Origin of the sequence: Photobacterium frigidiphilum (genome assembly GCF_003025615.1) — a bacterium.
Lineage (GTDB): Bacteria > Pseudomonadota > Gammaproteobacteria > Enterobacterales > Vibrionaceae > Photobacterium > Photobacterium frigidiphilum.
In genome coordinates, this window is sequence record NZ_PYMJ01000030.1 from 45,067 (window position 1) to 60,184 (window position 15,118).

At 40.1% G+C, this 15,118-nt stretch carries 16 protein-coding genes; 9 read left to right on the top strand and 7 right to left on the bottom strand.

Features of this window, described 5'->3' with window-relative positions:
• The first annotated feature begins 40 nt into the window (after window positions 1–40).
• Window positions 41–2,368 (top strand): pyridoxamine 5'-phosphate oxidase family protein, encoded by a 2,328-nt coding sequence (locus tag C9J12_RS31225; protein ID WP_227876433.1) that lies wholly within the window; start codon window positions 41–43, stop codon window positions 2,366–2,368.
• 30 nt (window positions 2,369–2,398) lie between these two features.
• Here the strand turns inward: C9J12_RS31225 and C9J12_RS22475 are convergent, their stop codons facing one another.
• Together C9J12_RS22475 and C9J12_RS22480 are read right to left on the bottom strand one after the other, a co-directional pair.
• Complete coding sequence (locus C9J12_RS22475) at window positions 2,399–3,385, bottom strand: formimidoylglutamase (protein WP_107244734.1); 987 nt, start codon at window positions 3,383–3,385, stop codon at window positions 2,399–2,401.
• A 30-nt stretch (window positions 3,386–3,415) separates the two neighbouring features.
• Complete coding sequence (locus tag C9J12_RS22480) at window positions 3,416–4,165, bottom strand: IclR family transcriptional regulator (protein WP_107244735.1); 750 nt, start codon at window positions 4,163–4,165, stop codon at window positions 3,416–3,418.
• Between the two features lie 341 nt (window positions 4,166–4,506).
• On the opposite strand from C9J12_RS22480, the gene C9J12_RS22485 reads away from it, so the two are divergent.
• From C9J12_RS22485 to C9J12_RS22495, 3 genes are all read left to right on the top strand, one after another.
• Complete coding sequence (locus tag C9J12_RS22485; RefSeq protein WP_107244736.1) at window positions 4,507–4,896, top strand: VF530 family protein; 390 nt, start codon at window positions 4,507–4,509, stop codon at window positions 4,894–4,896.
• 259 nt (window positions 4,897–5,155) lie between these two features.
• Window positions 5,156–5,917 (top strand): MBL fold metallo-hydrolase, encoded by a 762-nt coding sequence (locus tag C9J12_RS22490; protein ID WP_107244737.1) that lies wholly within the window; start codon window positions 5,156–5,158, stop codon window positions 5,915–5,917.
• Window positions 5,918–6,109: 192 nt separating this feature from the next.
• Window positions 6,110–6,436, top strand: a complete 327-nt coding sequence (locus C9J12_RS22495) for a hypothetical protein (RefSeq protein WP_107244738.1) — start codon at window positions 6,110–6,112, stop codon at window positions 6,434–6,436.
• 20 nt (window positions 6,437–6,456) lie between these two features.
• Here C9J12_RS22495 and C9J12_RS22500 read toward each other — a convergent pair whose 3' ends face one another.
• The 5 genes from C9J12_RS22500 to C9J12_RS22520 all read right to left on the bottom strand — a co-directional run bounded on the left by C9J12_RS22500 (window position 6,457) and on the right by C9J12_RS22520 (window position 11,133).
• Window positions 6,457–6,918, bottom strand: coding sequence for a MarR family winged helix-turn-helix transcriptional regulator (locus tag C9J12_RS22500; RefSeq protein ID WP_107244739.1), 462 nt, complete (start codon window positions 6,916–6,918; stop codon window positions 6,457–6,459).
• A gap of 32 nt (window positions 6,919–6,950) precedes the next feature.
• On the bottom strand, window positions 6,951–7,982 hold the full coding sequence (locus tag C9J12_RS22505; protein WP_227876434.1) for a DUF2955 domain-containing protein: 1,032 nt from the start codon (window positions 7,980–7,982) through the stop codon (window positions 6,951–6,953).
• Window positions 7,983–8,010: 28 nt separating this feature from the next.
• Window positions 8,011–9,063: an HlyD family secretion protein gene (locus C9J12_RS22510; protein WP_107244740.1), complete on the bottom strand. Its 1,053-nt coding sequence runs from the start codon at window positions 9,061–9,063 to the stop codon at window positions 8,011–8,013.
• A 247-nt stretch (window positions 9,064–9,310) separates the two neighbouring features.
• Entirely contained in the window at window positions 9,311–10,204 is an 894-nt protein-coding gene (locus C9J12_RS22515) for a LysR family transcriptional regulator (RefSeq protein ID WP_107244741.1), read from the bottom strand.
• A 32-nt stretch (window positions 10,205–10,236) separates the two neighbouring features.
• On the bottom strand, window positions 10,237–11,133 hold the full coding sequence (locus tag C9J12_RS22520) for a LysR family transcriptional regulator (protein ID WP_107244742.1): 897 nt from the start codon (window positions 11,131–11,133) through the stop codon (window positions 10,237–10,239).
• Window positions 11,134–11,308: 175 nt separating this feature from the next.
• On the opposite strand from C9J12_RS22520, the gene C9J12_RS22525 reads away from it, so the two are divergent.
• The 5 genes from C9J12_RS22525 to C9J12_RS22545 all read left to right on the top strand — a co-directional run bounded on the left by C9J12_RS22525 (window position 11,309) and on the right by C9J12_RS22545 (window position 15,118).
• The gene (locus C9J12_RS22525) at window positions 11,309–11,620 is read left to right on the top strand and encodes a monooxygenase (RefSeq protein WP_107244743.1); all 312 of its coding nucleotides are present in this window, start codon (window positions 11,309–11,311) and stop codon (window positions 11,618–11,620) included.
• 4 nt (window positions 11,621–11,624) lie between these two features.
• Window positions 11,625–11,996, top strand: coding sequence for a hypothetical protein (locus C9J12_RS22530; RefSeq protein ID WP_107244744.1), 372 nt, complete (start codon window positions 11,625–11,627; stop codon window positions 11,994–11,996).
• Window positions 11,997–12,254: 258 nt separating this feature from the next.
• Complete coding sequence (locus tag C9J12_RS22535) at window positions 12,255–13,169, top strand: siderophore ABC transporter substrate-binding protein (RefSeq protein WP_107244745.1); 915 nt, start codon at window positions 12,255–12,257, stop codon at window positions 13,167–13,169.
• A 46-nt stretch (window positions 13,170–13,215) separates the two neighbouring features.
• Window positions 13,216–14,175: an ABC transporter permease gene (locus C9J12_RS22540; RefSeq protein WP_170111851.1), complete on the top strand. Its 960-nt coding sequence runs from the start codon at window positions 13,216–13,218 to the stop codon at window positions 14,173–14,175.
• Window positions 14,168–15,118, top strand: a complete 951-nt coding sequence (locus tag C9J12_RS22545) for an iron chelate uptake ABC transporter family permease subunit (RefSeq protein WP_107244746.1) — start codon at window positions 14,168–14,170, stop codon at window positions 15,116–15,118. The genes C9J12_RS22540 and C9J12_RS22545 overlap by 8 nt, the downstream gene beginning before the upstream one ends.

The window sequence follows — 15,118 nt, forward strand, 5'->3', positions numbered from 1 at the left end:
ACCACACCCCCATACAATAATAATAAGCAGGATACGTAATATGAAAACGCCATCGTATTCATCATCGACAGAGAACGCATCACACCAACCGAAAGACTCACCTTTTCATCAAGGAGAGCAAGCAGCACAAAGTCGCCTTGGGGTGCGTGAAAAAATGGAGCGCTTTGGTCGCCAAGTTATCCGTGATTTTATGCCAGAACAACACCGTGAATTTTATAATCAATTATCATTTGTTTTTATTGGGCATGCCGATGGCAATGGGTGGCCGTGGGCATCAATATTATTCAATGACCCTGGTTTCATGCGCTCTAGTGACGACAGAATCTTAACAATCAACACTGTACCTGTTGTTGGCGATCCTTTGGCTGATGCCATTAAGAAGGGAACTCGATTGGGCTTACTGGGTATTGAATTGACCACTCGACGACGTAATCGCTTAGCAGCCCATGTTACTGAGCACTCAGAAAATGGCTTTCAACTGCATGTTGATCAAGCCTTTGGTAATTGCCCACAATATATCCAAACTCGCGAACTCGACATGCTCGACCCTACCTTATTACCAACACCTAGCATCGAACACATCCACACTTTCGACGAACAAGCCAAAGCATTGATTGCGAATAGCGACACATTCTTTGTCGCGAGTTATGTCGACAATCATGACCCAGACAACACCTTAGCCAGTGAGGGTGCAGATGTGTCTCACCGCGGTGGAAAGCCGGGCTTTATTCGAGTCGATAATGACAAAACATTAACGATTCCAGACTATTCGGGGAATTTTCATTTCAACACGTTTGGCAATTTCATTGAAAATTCAAAGGCAGGCTTATTGTTTGTAGATTTTGAAAATGGTCACCTGTTAACACTGACCGGAACCGTTGAAATTCTATGGGATAGCCCAGAAACAAAATACTTTGAAGGGGCTGAACGCTTATGGACATTTCGCATCGATCACGGCCGATGGATTCGTCACGGATTACCGTTACGCTGGAAATTAGATCAATTCTCACCCAGTACTCTACAAACAGATACTTGGGAAGCGGCAAAAAACCGTCAACAAGCTAATACACATAAAAGAGAAGAACATAAAAGCGAAGAACATAAAAGCGAAGAACATAAAAGCGAAGAACATAAAAGCGAAGAACATAAAAGCGAAGAACATAAAAGCGAAGAACATAAAAGCGAAGAACATAAAAGCGAAGAACATAAAAGCGAAGAAGCTAAGAGTAAATGGCTACCGTATAGTGTCACCAAGATGATAAAAGAAAGCAGCGTAATAACCTCTTTCTATTTAGAAGCTCAAGATCACCAGCAACCCACATTCAAACCGGGTCAGTTTTTAACGGTTAAAGCCGACATTAAAGGACAGAAACAGATCCGTACTTATACCCTATCAAGCGCGCCAACAGATTCACATTATCGTATAAGCGTAAAACGCGAAACCTCAACTGACAACAATGTTCCCGATGGTATTTTTTCGAATTATCTTCATGATAATTTAAACGTTGGAGATACCCTTTATGCCAAGGCTCCCTGTGGGGATTTTACTTTTGATACCACAGAAAAACGTCCCGCAGTATTACTGGCTGGGGGTGTCGGTATAACTCCAATGGTATCAATGGTGCGTCATGCACTGAAGGAAGGTATGCGTACCCACTTTACTCGCGATATCACCTTTATCGGCGCAGCGAAAAATAAAGAACAACGATCTTTTTTTGAAGAGCTGAATACAATAAGCGAATCTTCGGGCGGAAAGATCAGAGCCTTTTGGTCTCTAGGGAAAATAGATAAACATCTTAAACACGGTGAAGACTTTCATCATCATGGGCGAATATCAAAAGCGTTATTACAAGCAATATTACCCTTGGATGATTACGACGTTTATTTATGTGGCCCTACCGGTTTTATGCAAGCCACGTACGCACTATTACGTGGTCTCGGAATCAGTGATGCCAGAATATATGCTGAAGAATTTGGGCCCGCGTCACTCAAAAGAAACGCAGACAATGCCACTCGCCTATTCAAACCTTTGCCAGCAGCAACAGAAGCCATCATCGAATTTACCGATTCCAACGTAGAGCAAGCTTGGTCAAAAGAAGACGGTTCATTACTCGACTTTGCAGAAGCACATGGATTAACACCAGAATTTGGCTGTCGAAGTGGTCAGTGTGGCGCATGCAAAACCAAACTTGTATCCGGTAAAGTGGCTTATCAAACAGAGCACACTTCATCAATCAATGACGATGAAGTGCTATTGTGCTGTGCAGTACCCGCGGCTTTAGAAAATGCAGGAATTAATGAAAGTGTTCATGACGAGGTTAATAACAGCACAGATAAAGGCACTGCCAGACTGCGCATAAAGCTCTGAGTGATCAGGCTAATAATAGATCGCCACTTTTCACAACATGGCTTGTTTACTTAAAACGGTACTCACGACTTTTGCCGCTATGCGTGCCGTTTGATCTTCGTAATCAAACTCTGGGTTTAATTCAACAACATCTAATATTTTCACTTTTCCGCTGCTGATAATTCGCTTAAGCGCATACTCAACAATCGACCACTCAACCCCTTGAACCCGCGACAAATTAACACCTGAAGCGACAGTTGCAGAAAAAACCGACAGATCAAAACTAATATGTATATAATCAATCTCGCTCAAGAAACGATCAATCTTATTCTGCACAATCTTTTTATTTCGCATCGTCATTTCTTTATCTAATAGCCAATGACAACCTAATTTCTCTGCATATTCAAATGATGATTGTGAATTAGTTCGATTGCATATACCTAAACCTAAATAATGGAAAGGACGATGATGCTCTGTACAATAACTCGCAATAGAATGGAATACTGATCCGACTTTTGGCGATAATGTTGGTCGTAATTCGAAATGTGCATCGAAATTAATAACCCCTACTCGAGCCTGACGCCCTTTCTCTTCATTATTATCATTAAGCTGATGTGCAATATGTTTTGGTTGATTAACATAATCAGACAGCGCTTGATAACTAGAAATTGATATTTCATGCCCACCACCCAATATGACAGGGAAATGACCTTTATCAAAAAAACCGACTATTTTCTGATATTGCAAAGCTTGTAATTCATTAAATTCAAGCCCATCGAGTTCATCAATAATGCCCGCATCATACAATGGAAAAGAAGGTGAACCTTTATACTCTTTTTTTAGCGCCCGGCAGATACTCTCAGGTCCGTCACTATCACCTAAACGGCCACGGTAACGACCAAGGCTCAAGTCTGAAGCAACACCCAATAATACCGCACCAACCTGAGACTGTTCAGTGTAAGAACGAAAAGTTGTTGAACTATGGTAACTATTAGGAATAACTCGAACAAACCACTGATTTAACTGTTTAAAAAACATTGTGCCTCCTAATATAGCCGGACTATTGCATTACCATTCAGGAGGCAACATTCGAGCAGCTTGTAATACAGCAAATATGATGCTGTTTTTTTTATTATTAATGCGTTCTTCAGGCGCCATTACACTAATGGCACCCACCACTTTTTTATTCAAAAATACTGGAGCACTCACACTGGATACACCCAGATCAAATTCAGACGTACTTAACGCATAACCTTCTTTTTTAATACATCGCAATTCATTGAACCACTTAGCTTTTTCATGCTCATCCACAATGCCAAAATGCGTTAACGTACTGAGTAATCGCTTCTCATTAAATTGCGCTAATATTACTTTTGATGAGGCACCTAAAATAAGCGGCTGGCTTTGGCCTTGCTGATAACTACACCTTAACGCATAAGGGCTATCTACCATTTCGACACATAAAGCATTAAACCCAACGGGAACCATATAAGCCGACATCTCGCCGGTTTGATCTTGTAAGCGCTTTAGTACAGGTCTAACCCCTTCAGACAAAGGCGAAAACGTATGAAAATTACGCATTAGTTGCAGCGCAGCAGGACCAACCGTATAGCGCTTACCACTCGGTTGCTCTTCAATAAAATTCCATTCACGAAGCGTGGCTATGTAGCGATATACAGAACTCACTGGCGTATCTGTCTGTTCACTGATCATCTGTGCTGATAGCGGTTCAGAAGATGAGGAGATCGTCAGTAAAATTTGTAATAACCGTTGATTTGGGCTCAAGAGATTTCTACTCGATGTTGTCTTCTCTAACATTTTTAATCCTCTTTAAAGCAAAACACAAACGCAATTCTCACCTGGTGAGAATTTTAATGTTATTAATTCTTTATAATCTCAAATTATGAGAATGAGAATCAACTGACAATGAAATAGAGGGTCGATATTTTGATACGGATATTTTATCTTTTGAGCAAGCTAGTGATTTGAATAACCACTGTTATGTCAGTTATAGCGCTGTACGAGTAACCGGCATTTATGAGGTTAAACGTGTAGATAGCGATTGCTAATGAATAGTGGATTAAATTGTATTCATTCAACCCAAGTACACAGTATAATAGGCGGAGATCACGCTATAAATACCCGTTTTAGGAATCGCAATGATAGAAGAACAACAAAACAACCCGTTACATGGCCTTAAGTTAGAGGTTTTACTAACAGAACTTATCGACTTTTATGGCTGGGAGATCCTTGGAACTGCTATGCGTTTTCACTGTTTTAACACCAACCCAACCCTAGAAGGTTGCGTTAAATTCTTTCGTAAAACAGAATGGGCTAGAGAGAAGTTAGAAAACTTTTACCTATCTCGTTTTAAGCGTATGCCAAGAGCAAGTGAAGCAGAGTTTTCATTACCGCCTCGTAAGCGTATCTTTGCTGTAGGCGTTCTGCCACGAGAGCCAATGGTGTTGACTGTTGAATCAATTGAGCTTTCTCAAGCAAAAGCGGCTTCTGCCCATAAAGAAAGATCGCGTGCACCTCGACGTCGATAGATTGATCTGATTGCGCTAAGCACTCAAGATATTCAAAATACGCTGACCATCTGGTTGGCGTTATTCCCCCTCCCTTTATCTCTTCAGTTTAAAACTACGCCACACAGCCGCCTTAGTATAAAACCTGATTTTCGAGTGTAGTTAGATACTATTTTAAATCGTCAGGTAGTTTAATGGTCAGATCAGTTGGGCAATATGCATTCTTAGGGCTATTATAAATGTTCAACTAATCATTAACCTGAAGTGTGCCCCTTTTACGATGAAATTACATAAATTAGACGGTTATATTCAATCCATTTATTTAGTTGAGTATAAAGATAAACTGCTATTACTCGATGGCTGTAGCCGAGCGGATATACCTGTTTTAAAGCACTTTATTATTAGAACACTACAAAGACCAATGAGCGATCTTAACCTGATCATTGTTACCCACATGCACCCTGATCATGCTGGGGCGGCACATAAACTACGAACTTTAACAGGCTGTAAAATTGCAGCAGCGAATGTGCCAGGTCAATGGTATAACGGGCTTGAAGGGGTGCTCATGCATTTAACCGACATGCTACTCGCCAAATGGGTGGCAAAGCGCATGAAGAAACCACGCCGCAATATCTGGTATTCGAGTAAGCTAAAAACAGACTATAAGCTTAACGATGGTGATGCCTTACCCAATTTTCCTGACTGGGTCGCTCTTGCTACTCAAGGTCATACCGATAGGGATATATCGTTATATCATATTCCAAGTAATCGTGTTTATGTGGCAGATTTAATGGTAAAAGTAAAAGGTAACTATATTCCACCCTTCCCTGTTTTTTATCCTAATCGCTACCGTAATTCATTACATAAAATTATCGCCTTAAAGCCAGATTCCATTATTCTCGCTCATGGTGGTGAAGTACAACCTTCAGAACAAGAATTCCAACACTTATTGAATTGCGCCCCCAAAGTACCCAAAACTCACTGGCGATCGGTAAAAATGAAAGTAAGCCGAGCACTAAAATTAAACTGTTCAGTTCAGTAACATACCTGTACTAGTTGCACCTATATCACTGATTTTTTCTGTTACCGCCTATCTCTCTGCGTTTCATCGATTGATGTTTATTCGTCTAACTATCGACTCTCTTTTTTCATTAAATGGCGTATAAAGGTAAAAAAGGATTCACCGAATTGGGCAAACTGCACCTGTCTGATAATTACTGTTTCGGAGAATCAAATGAAAAAATATATTCCTATTCTTGGTCTTAGTGCGATTTTATTAAGTTCGTTTTCAGTTCAAGCCGCCCTATTCAGCGATGCCGCAAAACTAGGAGCTAATGCTGGAGCAATGGAATATTGTAAAAATATCGACTCTAGCGATTCTTCTAAATACAACTTACTGAAAATTCGTACATTAAAAGAATATGATCGTTTAGACAGTGGCGACCGAGCAAAAGCCCTTATTTATCGAAAAAGTGCTGAAGATAAAGGTATTTACCTTAATGATCCTTTAGATAAAAAGCGCTGCCAATCAATACGACGTACCCTGCACCTTACGCTTTAATTTGCCAAGCTATAAAGACATCATTCACCCGTCAAAAAGATATCATCGCGAATAAGCTTCTTACATAAAGACAGAATTAACCCTCGCTCTTGTGTTGTTAACGGTGAGTAAAAGTCGTCGACAAGCGCACTCAGTTGCTGGTGCGCTTTGTCTTTCACTTCAACCCCTTTTTTGGTTAATACAAGGTAACGGGCTTTCTTATTCAGCTCACTTTTACGCACTTCAACCAAATCACGTTTAATGCAGTTATCCACTAAACGCTTAGTCACCGAGCGTTCACGACGTAATGCTTCTGCTAATGCTTGCTGAGGTACTTCACCCAAATGCGCCAGTACTCGCAATGCACCCAGCATTTCCAATGTAATATCACACTCTATCGCCAATGTTTGGTTAGCAATGGTTCTAAACTGTTTATAGGCTAAACCCAACATGAAAGATGTGTTGTTCTCTAACTCTGGAATCATTGTAATTGGCTTGGTCATGGTTATCTCATACTTCATTAAGTGCTGCGACGTTATGTTAACGAAGCAATTTGATTCACGCGCGTTTTTGTAAGGGTATAAACAATAAATAATATACCTAAAGTCACTGTAAGTTCCCATGCTCGTAAGAAGGTACTTTCCAAACCTAGGGTATTATTTCCAATATACAGCTGAATCGGTAACATGGTGGCCAACAATGCATCACCATGAATGTCTTTTGATACGCCTTCAGAGGTCACCATTAATTTTGCGATAATAAAAACGGTCAATCCTAATCCTAATACGTAATACCCTATAATGTTTTGGTGCCCAGCCATAAATATCGTGAAAACAACAGCAACTGCACAGCCACCTACCTGAGTGATAAAACGGCGCTCGACAACATCAATAAATTTACTGCGTGAAAACTGCGTTGCAGCAGCAATAACAGGCACCATACAGAATGTGGCTGAAATTAAATCCACAATCATTAAAAATGCTAACCCGCAGCCAATTAATCCCATTGATACCAAGCGGTTTTGATACGTAACATATTGTGGTGTAAATACTGGTGGCTTGTTGCCTTTTTTCATGGGAAATATCCATACCATCACTTTTGTCACGATAATCGTAATGATCATGGATAAGAGTATTTCTCGGATACGATCTGGCATATCCATTGTCGTTGTTTGTGCAAATACGACAACCAAAATCCAGTTAAATGTCGGCATTAACATTCCACCTAATTTTGCAGGTGTATTTGCACGACGTCGTAACTGATCGATAAAAATAAGGCTTATTGTCCATACAATAAAAGGATGATCTTGAAACACTTCAACGACGAGTAACGCCGTTGATGCAGCAAGAAAAGTGGGCGCAAACATTTTCACTAGCCCTTTAAGCGAATAGTCTTTTGCTTTTGTCATCACAATTGATGGATATAATGCTAAATATACAGCTGAGTCTAAATCCAACAACTTTCCAGCTAACATACAAATTGTGATAGTAAAGGCGATTCTAAGCGCTTCATTCGTGCTAGCACTAAAGCCACCACCAGTACTCAAATTAGGCATTATTTTTGACATAGCATCCCCTTATACACACTCTTTACAATTAATAGATATAGCGAAAATAAGCGACTAACTGAATCCAGCTATAACCGATAGCATCAATCAAACCATTGCCATTTTTGACAATAACACTCGCCTTAGAGCCTGAAATTAATGCAGAGTCGACACCATCAACCTGAATACGTGTACGGATTTTTTGCTGCTCTCTAATCCAACGGCTGTCATTGGTAACGTCTGATAACATGCTGTTCTGACTAGATGCGTCATATATAGCACTATCACGGTTAATAACCTGTCCTTCAAACAATTGACCGGGCATCGCATCGAAAGCAATTAGCACAGAGGTACCAACCATTAAGTGTGAAATACCTTTTTCATTAAAATCGGCTTTTAACCAACTATTTGCTTCATTAACCAAAAACATGGCGACGGTACCTTTATTCATATAAGTACCCGCTTGAAGCTGTAAGTTACTCACAGTGCCATCAATTTTAGCGACAACAACCGCATGCGATAAATCCAGCTCTGCTTGTTCTAACTTGGCTTTTGCCAATTCAACCGCAGCATTATTATCTTCCGTCGCAAGCTCTGCCTGAATACGTAAACTATCAGCACGCGCAGATTGAACAACCCTTTCAGCAACGCTGTCATTCATTTGCACATCATCAAATTCTTGTTGGGTGATCAAACCTTTTGATAACAGCGATTGGTAACGTGTCAATTTTGTTTTGGCGTTCTGCCATTCAATTTTTCGCTGCGCTAATGTTTGGTTAGCCGCTTGTAGTTCTTGCCACTTTGCTGAGTTCGATTCTTGTACTTGATGTAACTCAGCTTGTGATTGACGTACCGCTAATTCATAGCTGCGACTATCAATAGAAAACAAAACATCACCCGCTTTTACTGTTTCACCATTTTCAACATTTACCTTCGTAACAACGCCTGTTACTTCCGGGGCAATATTTGCGACCGTTTTTTGCATACTTGCTTGAGTCGTAAAAGGGGCAACATTGTCAGAAGTGATAAGAAAAGCAGAAAACCCAATGGTGACACTTAGAACTACATAGATGGCGTATTGATAAATTTTATCTTTTTTCATTTTTGTTACCTATACAACAATATTTCGACACGAGAAGTGTACTCCTTTTTGTTGCAGATGCAACAATAGTAAAATAAAAGAATCACCAGCAGTAACCATGAAAAAAGCAGTATTGGATTAAAAGCAGGATTAGATAGAAGAATAAGTCATGAAGTAAAACATTAATAATCAAAGTGATGGTTATGTACCATCACTCAAAATCTATAATAAATACGGTAATAAAAAACGAACATAATGATGCCGACAATCACGTAAATATTTCGCTTTTCATATACGTTTTAAGCATTGAGCATACCGCTTGAAGTACAGGGCCTGATTGATGTCTTCTCGAGGTAATGCAATCTATTGTGTTGATCCAACCATTCGGTTCATATTCTAGATTGAGTGATACCAATTTCCCTTCTCGTATGGCAGAAGCAGCCAAGCTTTCAGGAATAACCGCCCATCCAATACCTTGCTGAGCAAGATGAAGTAGCATCAAATGGTTACTCGCATACCACGCTTTAATGCTTATTCCATAGCTAAACCAGAGCTCTTTACCTTGAGAAGATCGCTGCACAATCTGGCGATAGTTTCTTAAGTCCGTATCTTTCACACTTTTCAGACTTGATAACGGATGGCTGGGTGACACAACCGTTATGAATCGGTTATAACCCAACGTGAAAAAATCCATCTCGTTTTGCATCTTTCCATCAGCGTAGATAATACCGATTTGCGCAGTCCCCTCACTCACCATTTTTTCAACATCAAAAGTAGAAGCAGAGACTATCTCAATATTGGTGATAGGAAATTGATCGGCAAGTTCACTTAACTTTTCTAACAGTTTTGCATCCACCAAACTTTCTTCAATAGCTAATACTAATTCGTGTTCATGTTGCTGATCGAGCGATGCTACCTTTTGATCAAAGTGAAGCTGTTGATGCAAGATAGATTTTGCAATTGGCAATAATGCCGTGCCTTGTGCAGTAAGCACTGGAACATTACGGCTACGATCAAACAACTGTTGGTTTAGTGCAATTTCAAGGTTAGATACCGACTGACTTACTCCCGATTGTGCGCGTTTTAACTGCCTGGCAGCTGCCGAAAAAGAACCACACTCACACACGGCTACAAATATTTTAAGTTGTTCAAAGCTATACATTTCTTCACCGTCTATTTGAGTTATTACTGATTTTACATTCTTTTACTGGCGGCATTTTGCAGCATATTATAAAAACATTTTGCTGCTAGCCCTGTTTTCACACCCTTGGGTAAGGTTAAGTGCAGAGGTACTTGGTAGCGCTCAGCATTTTCAATCTTAAGTACCACTATTTTATCGTTCGCACGACTTTTCACTATGTGCTCTGGTAAGCGACAAAATCCTACACCTTGCTCAATGGCACGAAAAGCATGATCGAAATTATCTACAGTAATACGTTGCTGTGATTTTAGCCAACCGACATCTTGCTTGCTGTTTCTGTCTGTTTCGCTGCCTAAATCCCTGATCACAATTTGACTGGTTGCAGACATATCAGTAAGGCTAAGAGAGGCCTTTTGCGCCAACGGATGATGTGCCGCAACCACAGGAACCATAGTCGTAATACCAAAAGCTTCTGCAGGGTAATTTGTAATAGGCAGATTAATAATAGCGATATCCGCTTGTTCACTGGTAACCATTTCTGTGGTTTTCGATAGTGACGTTTCCACTACCTGAATCGACGTAGTGCTATTTTGAGCTAAGTATTCCGCCATAGGCTGATACAACCATTCCTGATCGCAAAGGTGATCGATCGCAATAGTGATCTCAGATTCAATCCCTTTCGATAGCTGCTCACTGATCACTTCCAGTTCATGCGCTTGATCTAGCAAAGTATTTGCACGACGCAATAATGACTTACCATCTTCTGTTAGCACAGCTCTGCGCCCTTGTACTTCTATCAGTGATATTCCCAGCTGCCCTTCAAGCTTTTTAACTGCATATATCAGCGTTGTATGGCTTTTGTTTAATACCACAGCTGCAGCCTGAATACTGCCAGCTCGATCTATTTCATACAGTGTCAGCCACTGGTCGAGCGTTGTCTTTAATCTCATTGGTCTAAATTTTCCACAGTTAATGGCAATATTATGAACTTTTCTGTTTATTTTTTATAGATAATAATAGACCCAACAACAGAAAACACAGCCAACAAAATGGCTTATACCATTCGGTAAGTAACTGGTCAGATACTTGTCTAGACTGGTATTACTCAAATACGGAGAGACAACAATGACAAAATTACTACAGGTTGATTTTGAGTTTAACGGTCCATTTGGTGAAGATATGGCAAATGCCTTCGTTGAACTTGCCGAATCTATTAACCGAGAACCAGGCATGATCTGGAAAATTTGGACTGAAAGTGCCAAAGATAAGTTGGGTGGTGGCATCTATCTGTTTGAAGACGAGGCCAGTGCACAGGCATACCTACAAATGCACACCGCACGTTTACAGCAAATGGGAATAGGTGAAGTTCGCGGACACATCTTTGACATCAACCAACCGCTAACAGCAATCAATAACGGCCCTATCAACCAGAGATAAAATTATGAATAACAAATCCTTTTTAACCCTGCATGGCTGTATATATCTAGTATTTGCACTGGCACTGTTTTTTATACCTGACCTGATATGGCCGATGTATGGTGTGGAATTAAATGACCAATACGCCTATTTCCTTTCGCAACATACCAGTATCTTTCTGGGTGGTATCGCCGCAATTAGCCTGATGTTAAGAGACATCGGCCAGGGTGTGATCGCGAAGAAGCTGTTGCTCGCTTTAGTCATCACCAATGTTCTCGGTGTGATTATTACCGTCTATGCCGGTGTTAAAGGGATATTCGTTGGTTTTGGCTGGAGTGATCCCGCTTTCTTCACATTGCTTGCAATACTCAGTTTTCTACAACTTAAAAAGCAATAAATCTGAGAGCTGAAACCGAAAGCTAAAATTGATAAGGCCTGCAGTTGAGTTCATATTTTTCACTAGAAAGAATCTAGAAAAAGAACCCATTGCAGGCTTTAAGTGTCCTTAACTCTGCATTAGACGTATTTCGTTACACTTTTCCCCCGTCAAAACCCTACTTACGCTTTTAAAAATGATCATTATCAATAAAAATCATTCTCGTTTGCGTTCTAATAATGAGAATTATTACTTCTTAAACGTTAGGTTTATCTGACAATGCGTTTTTCTTCATACCTAAAAATACTGACTCTTTTTAGCATTTTCACGTTAAGTGCTATAGCGCAGGCTGAAAGCATTACCATCGAACATTCGCTTGGCAAAGTAACTCTTGAAAACACTCCCCAGCGTGTTGTGGTGGTTGGAGGGCATGGTAGTTTAGATACATTAAATCGTCTGGGTATTAAGCCTGTTGGCGTCGTTACTAATATGCTTCCAGAATACCTAAAGGAATACGGCGAAGGTGAAACGACTTCAATCGGCAGCATGAAAGAAGTCGATTTTGAAACCATTTTCACGCTAAAGCCTGACATTATTATTGCCGAAAGCCGCATGGTTGATTCCTATTCAACACTGTCTTCAATTGCCCCTACGGTAATGTATATGGTGGATAATGGTGACTACTGGAATGACACTCAAAAAAATTGGCGCATGCTAGGGAAAATCTTCGACAAAGAAGAACAAGTTGAAACGATTATTACTAATACACAATCGCAGCTTACTCATACTCGTAAAAAAATTGAGAGCCAAAACCTCAAGACATTAGCCATTATGAATAGTGGTAATAACATCTCTATGTTTGGTCATAAAAGCCGTTTCTCTGTCATTTTTGATGAATTCGGTTTTCAAGAAGCACGCTCTTCAGAATCACAAAATTCGCATGGTAATTTGATTTCGTTTGAGTTTATTGCTGAAGCCGCGCCTGACGTCATCTTCATTCTCGATCGTGAAAGTGCCATTGGAGAAAGCTCTGGTAAAGCACAAGCTTTATTCAATAACGTATTAATGAAATCGACACCCGCTTATAAAAATAACCGCATCGTTTATTTAAACCCTAGCGCTTGGTATCTCACCATTGCAGGAATGGACGCAACTCAAATCATGATTGACGATGTCAATTCTGCTAATAAATAATCATAGAATGCCCAGTTTTTCTGGGCTCTTACACATTATATAACCTATGTATAACATCAAAATTCTCTCTGCTTTTATCGCGCTAATAACACTAAGCATAACGTCACTCTTCATTGGTGTTGCAGACATCAGTTTACAAGGCGTGATCAGTGGCGACCTTCAAAACCAAACAATTTTCTTTTCAAGTCGCCTGCCTCGCTTATTATCTATTGCGCTTGCTGGTGCTGGATTAAGTGTTGCTGGCCTTATCATGCAGCAAATTTGCCAAAATCGCTTCGCCTCCCCCTCTACCACGGGTACGGTTGATTGTGCCCTACTCGGTTACGTACTGAGTTTGGTATTTTTTACCGGTGTCAGCCAATGGGCAAACCTTGCCATCATTTTTCTTTTTTCTGTGGTTGGCACACTGATTTTTGTTCGCTTTCTACAAAAACTAAAATTCAAAAATACTGTACTGGTTCCGCTTATTGGCATCATGTACGGCAATGTCGTCTCTGCGTTAACCACTTTCATTGCTTACCGATTTGATCTAGTACAAACAATGTCAGCATGGACAGTCGCTAATTTTGCCTCAGTGTTACAGGGTAACTATGAGTTTCTGTATCTCGCATTGCCAGCAGGAATGATTGCCTACTATTATGCTAGCCAATTCAGCGCTGCTAGCGTTGGGGAAAGCTTTGCAAAAAATATAGGGCTCGATTATCAGAAGATCATCTTAATCGGTGTTTTGATCGTCGCGGTTCTAGCATCTTCGGTTGTGATGATTGTAGGGGTAATACCTTTTCTTGGTCTTATTGTACCTAATCTAGTCGCTATTTTTATGGGTGATAATATGCGTCGAAACCTACCATGGACAGCCTACTGGGGTGTGATTATGGTACTGGCTTGTGACATTCTCGGACGCGTCCTTATCTTCCCTTATGAAATACCAATTTCGATGATCATTAGTATATTCGGCGGTGTTGTGTTTATTACTTTAGTGCTAAGAGACAAGTCGAATGCGTGATTCATATAAAGTACTTTCATTGGCTTTAATCAGCATATTAATTATTGGCTATTTCATTGGCCAAGGGCTTAATGCGCAAAACTATGCTTTCTTTCTCTCTTTAAGGTTACCAAAAATACTCGCGATTATATTGGCAGCCGTCGCGATTTCTACGTCTTCACTGGTATTTCAAACCATTACCAACAATCGTATTTTGACACCATCAATTCTTGGCTTCGACTCACTCTATGTCATGATTCAAGTCATTATTGTGGTTATGTTCGGTAGTATGAGCGTTTGGTTTATTGATGCAAAAATCAACTTTCTGATATCAGCTGCCATTATGAGTGGTTTCTCTATGCTGTTATTTAGTCTTTATTTCCGACGCAAAAACAGCAACGTATTTACACTCTTACTGATTGGTATTGTTTGCGGCAGTTTATTTAGCAGTGTGGCGAATTTCTTTACCATGCTGCTTGATCCTAATGAGTTTGCTAACTTACAAAACACAATGTTTGCAAGTTTCAATAACGTTAACAGTGAACTCGTTTATTGGTCTATCTTGCCGCTTGCACTTTGCCTTGCCTACCTATACCGACTTTCCAATAAGTTAGATGTATTCTGGCTGGGCATTGATAACGCAAAAAGCTTGGGAGTAGATACGCATAAAATCACCATGCAGGTAATGATGAGTATTACCCTAATGATTGCAATATCCACAGCATTAGTTGGCCCTATTTTATTCTTTGGCTTAATTGTTGTCAGCTTAACGCGCCAAATGTTCAGCCGTTATCACCATCGTTTTTTAATGCTTGCTTCTAGCTTGCTATCCATCGTTTTACTCGTTGGTGGGCAGTGGTTAATTGAAAAGGTGTTCGCCTTTGATACCACGATTAGCGTGATCATCAACTTTGTTGGCGGTGGCTACTTTCTCTTTCTTTTAATGCGTAATAAGTTCGATTAA

Coding starts and splice junctions, on each gene's coding strand:
- C9J12_RS22520 (WP_107244742.1), bottom strand. CDS start 11,133: ATGAGATTAAAGACAACGCTCGACCAGTGGCTGACACTGTATGAAATA.
- C9J12_RS22505 (WP_227876434.1), bottom strand. CDS start 7,982: ATGTCAAAAATAATGCCTAATTTGAGTACTGGTGGTGGCTTTAGTGCT.
- C9J12_RS22495 (WP_107244738.1), top strand. CDS start 6,110: ATGAAAAAATATATTCCTATTCTTGGTCTTAGTGCGATTTTATTAAGT.
- C9J12_RS22530 (WP_107244744.1), top strand. CDS start 11,625: ATGAATAACAAATCCTTTTTAACCCTGCATGGCTGTATATATCTAGTA.
- C9J12_RS22510 (WP_107244740.1), bottom strand. CDS start 9,063: ATGAAAAAAGATAAAATTTATCAATACGCCATCTATGTAGTTCTAAGT.
- C9J12_RS22535 (WP_107244745.1), top strand. CDS start 12,255: ATGCGTTTTTCTTCATACCTAAAAATACTGACTCTTTTTAGCATTTTC.
- C9J12_RS22540 (WP_170111851.1), top strand. CDS start 13,216: ATGTATAACATCAAAATTCTCTCTGCTTTTATCGCGCTAATAACACTA.
- C9J12_RS22500 (WP_107244739.1), bottom strand. CDS start 6,918: ATGACCAAGCCAATTACAATGATTCCAGAGTTAGAGAACAACACATCT.
- C9J12_RS22485 (WP_107244736.1), top strand. CDS start 4,507: ATGATAGAAGAACAACAAAACAACCCGTTACATGGCCTTAAGTTAGAG.
- C9J12_RS22545 (WP_107244746.1), top strand. CDS start 14,168: ATGCGTGATTCATATAAAGTACTTTCATTGGCTTTAATCAGCATATTA.
- C9J12_RS22525 (WP_107244743.1), top strand. CDS start 11,309: ATGACAAAATTACTACAGGTTGATTTTGAGTTTAACGGTCCATTTGGT.
- C9J12_RS22515 (WP_107244741.1), bottom strand. CDS start 10,204: ATGTATAGCTTTGAACAACTTAAAATATTTGTAGCCGTGTGTGAGTGT.
- C9J12_RS22490 (WP_107244737.1), top strand. CDS start 5,156: ATGAAATTACATAAATTAGACGGTTATATTCAATCCATTTATTTAGTT.
- C9J12_RS22475 (WP_107244734.1), bottom strand. CDS start 3,385: ATGTTTTTTAAACAGTTAAATCAGTGGTTTGTTCGAGTTATTCCTAAT.
- C9J12_RS22480 (WP_107244735.1), bottom strand. CDS start 4,165: ATGTTAGAGAAGACAACATCGAGTAGAAATCTCTTGAGCCCAAATCAA.
- C9J12_RS31225 (WP_227876433.1), top strand. CDS start 41: ATGAAAACGCCATCGTATTCATCATCGACAGAGAACGCATCACACCAA.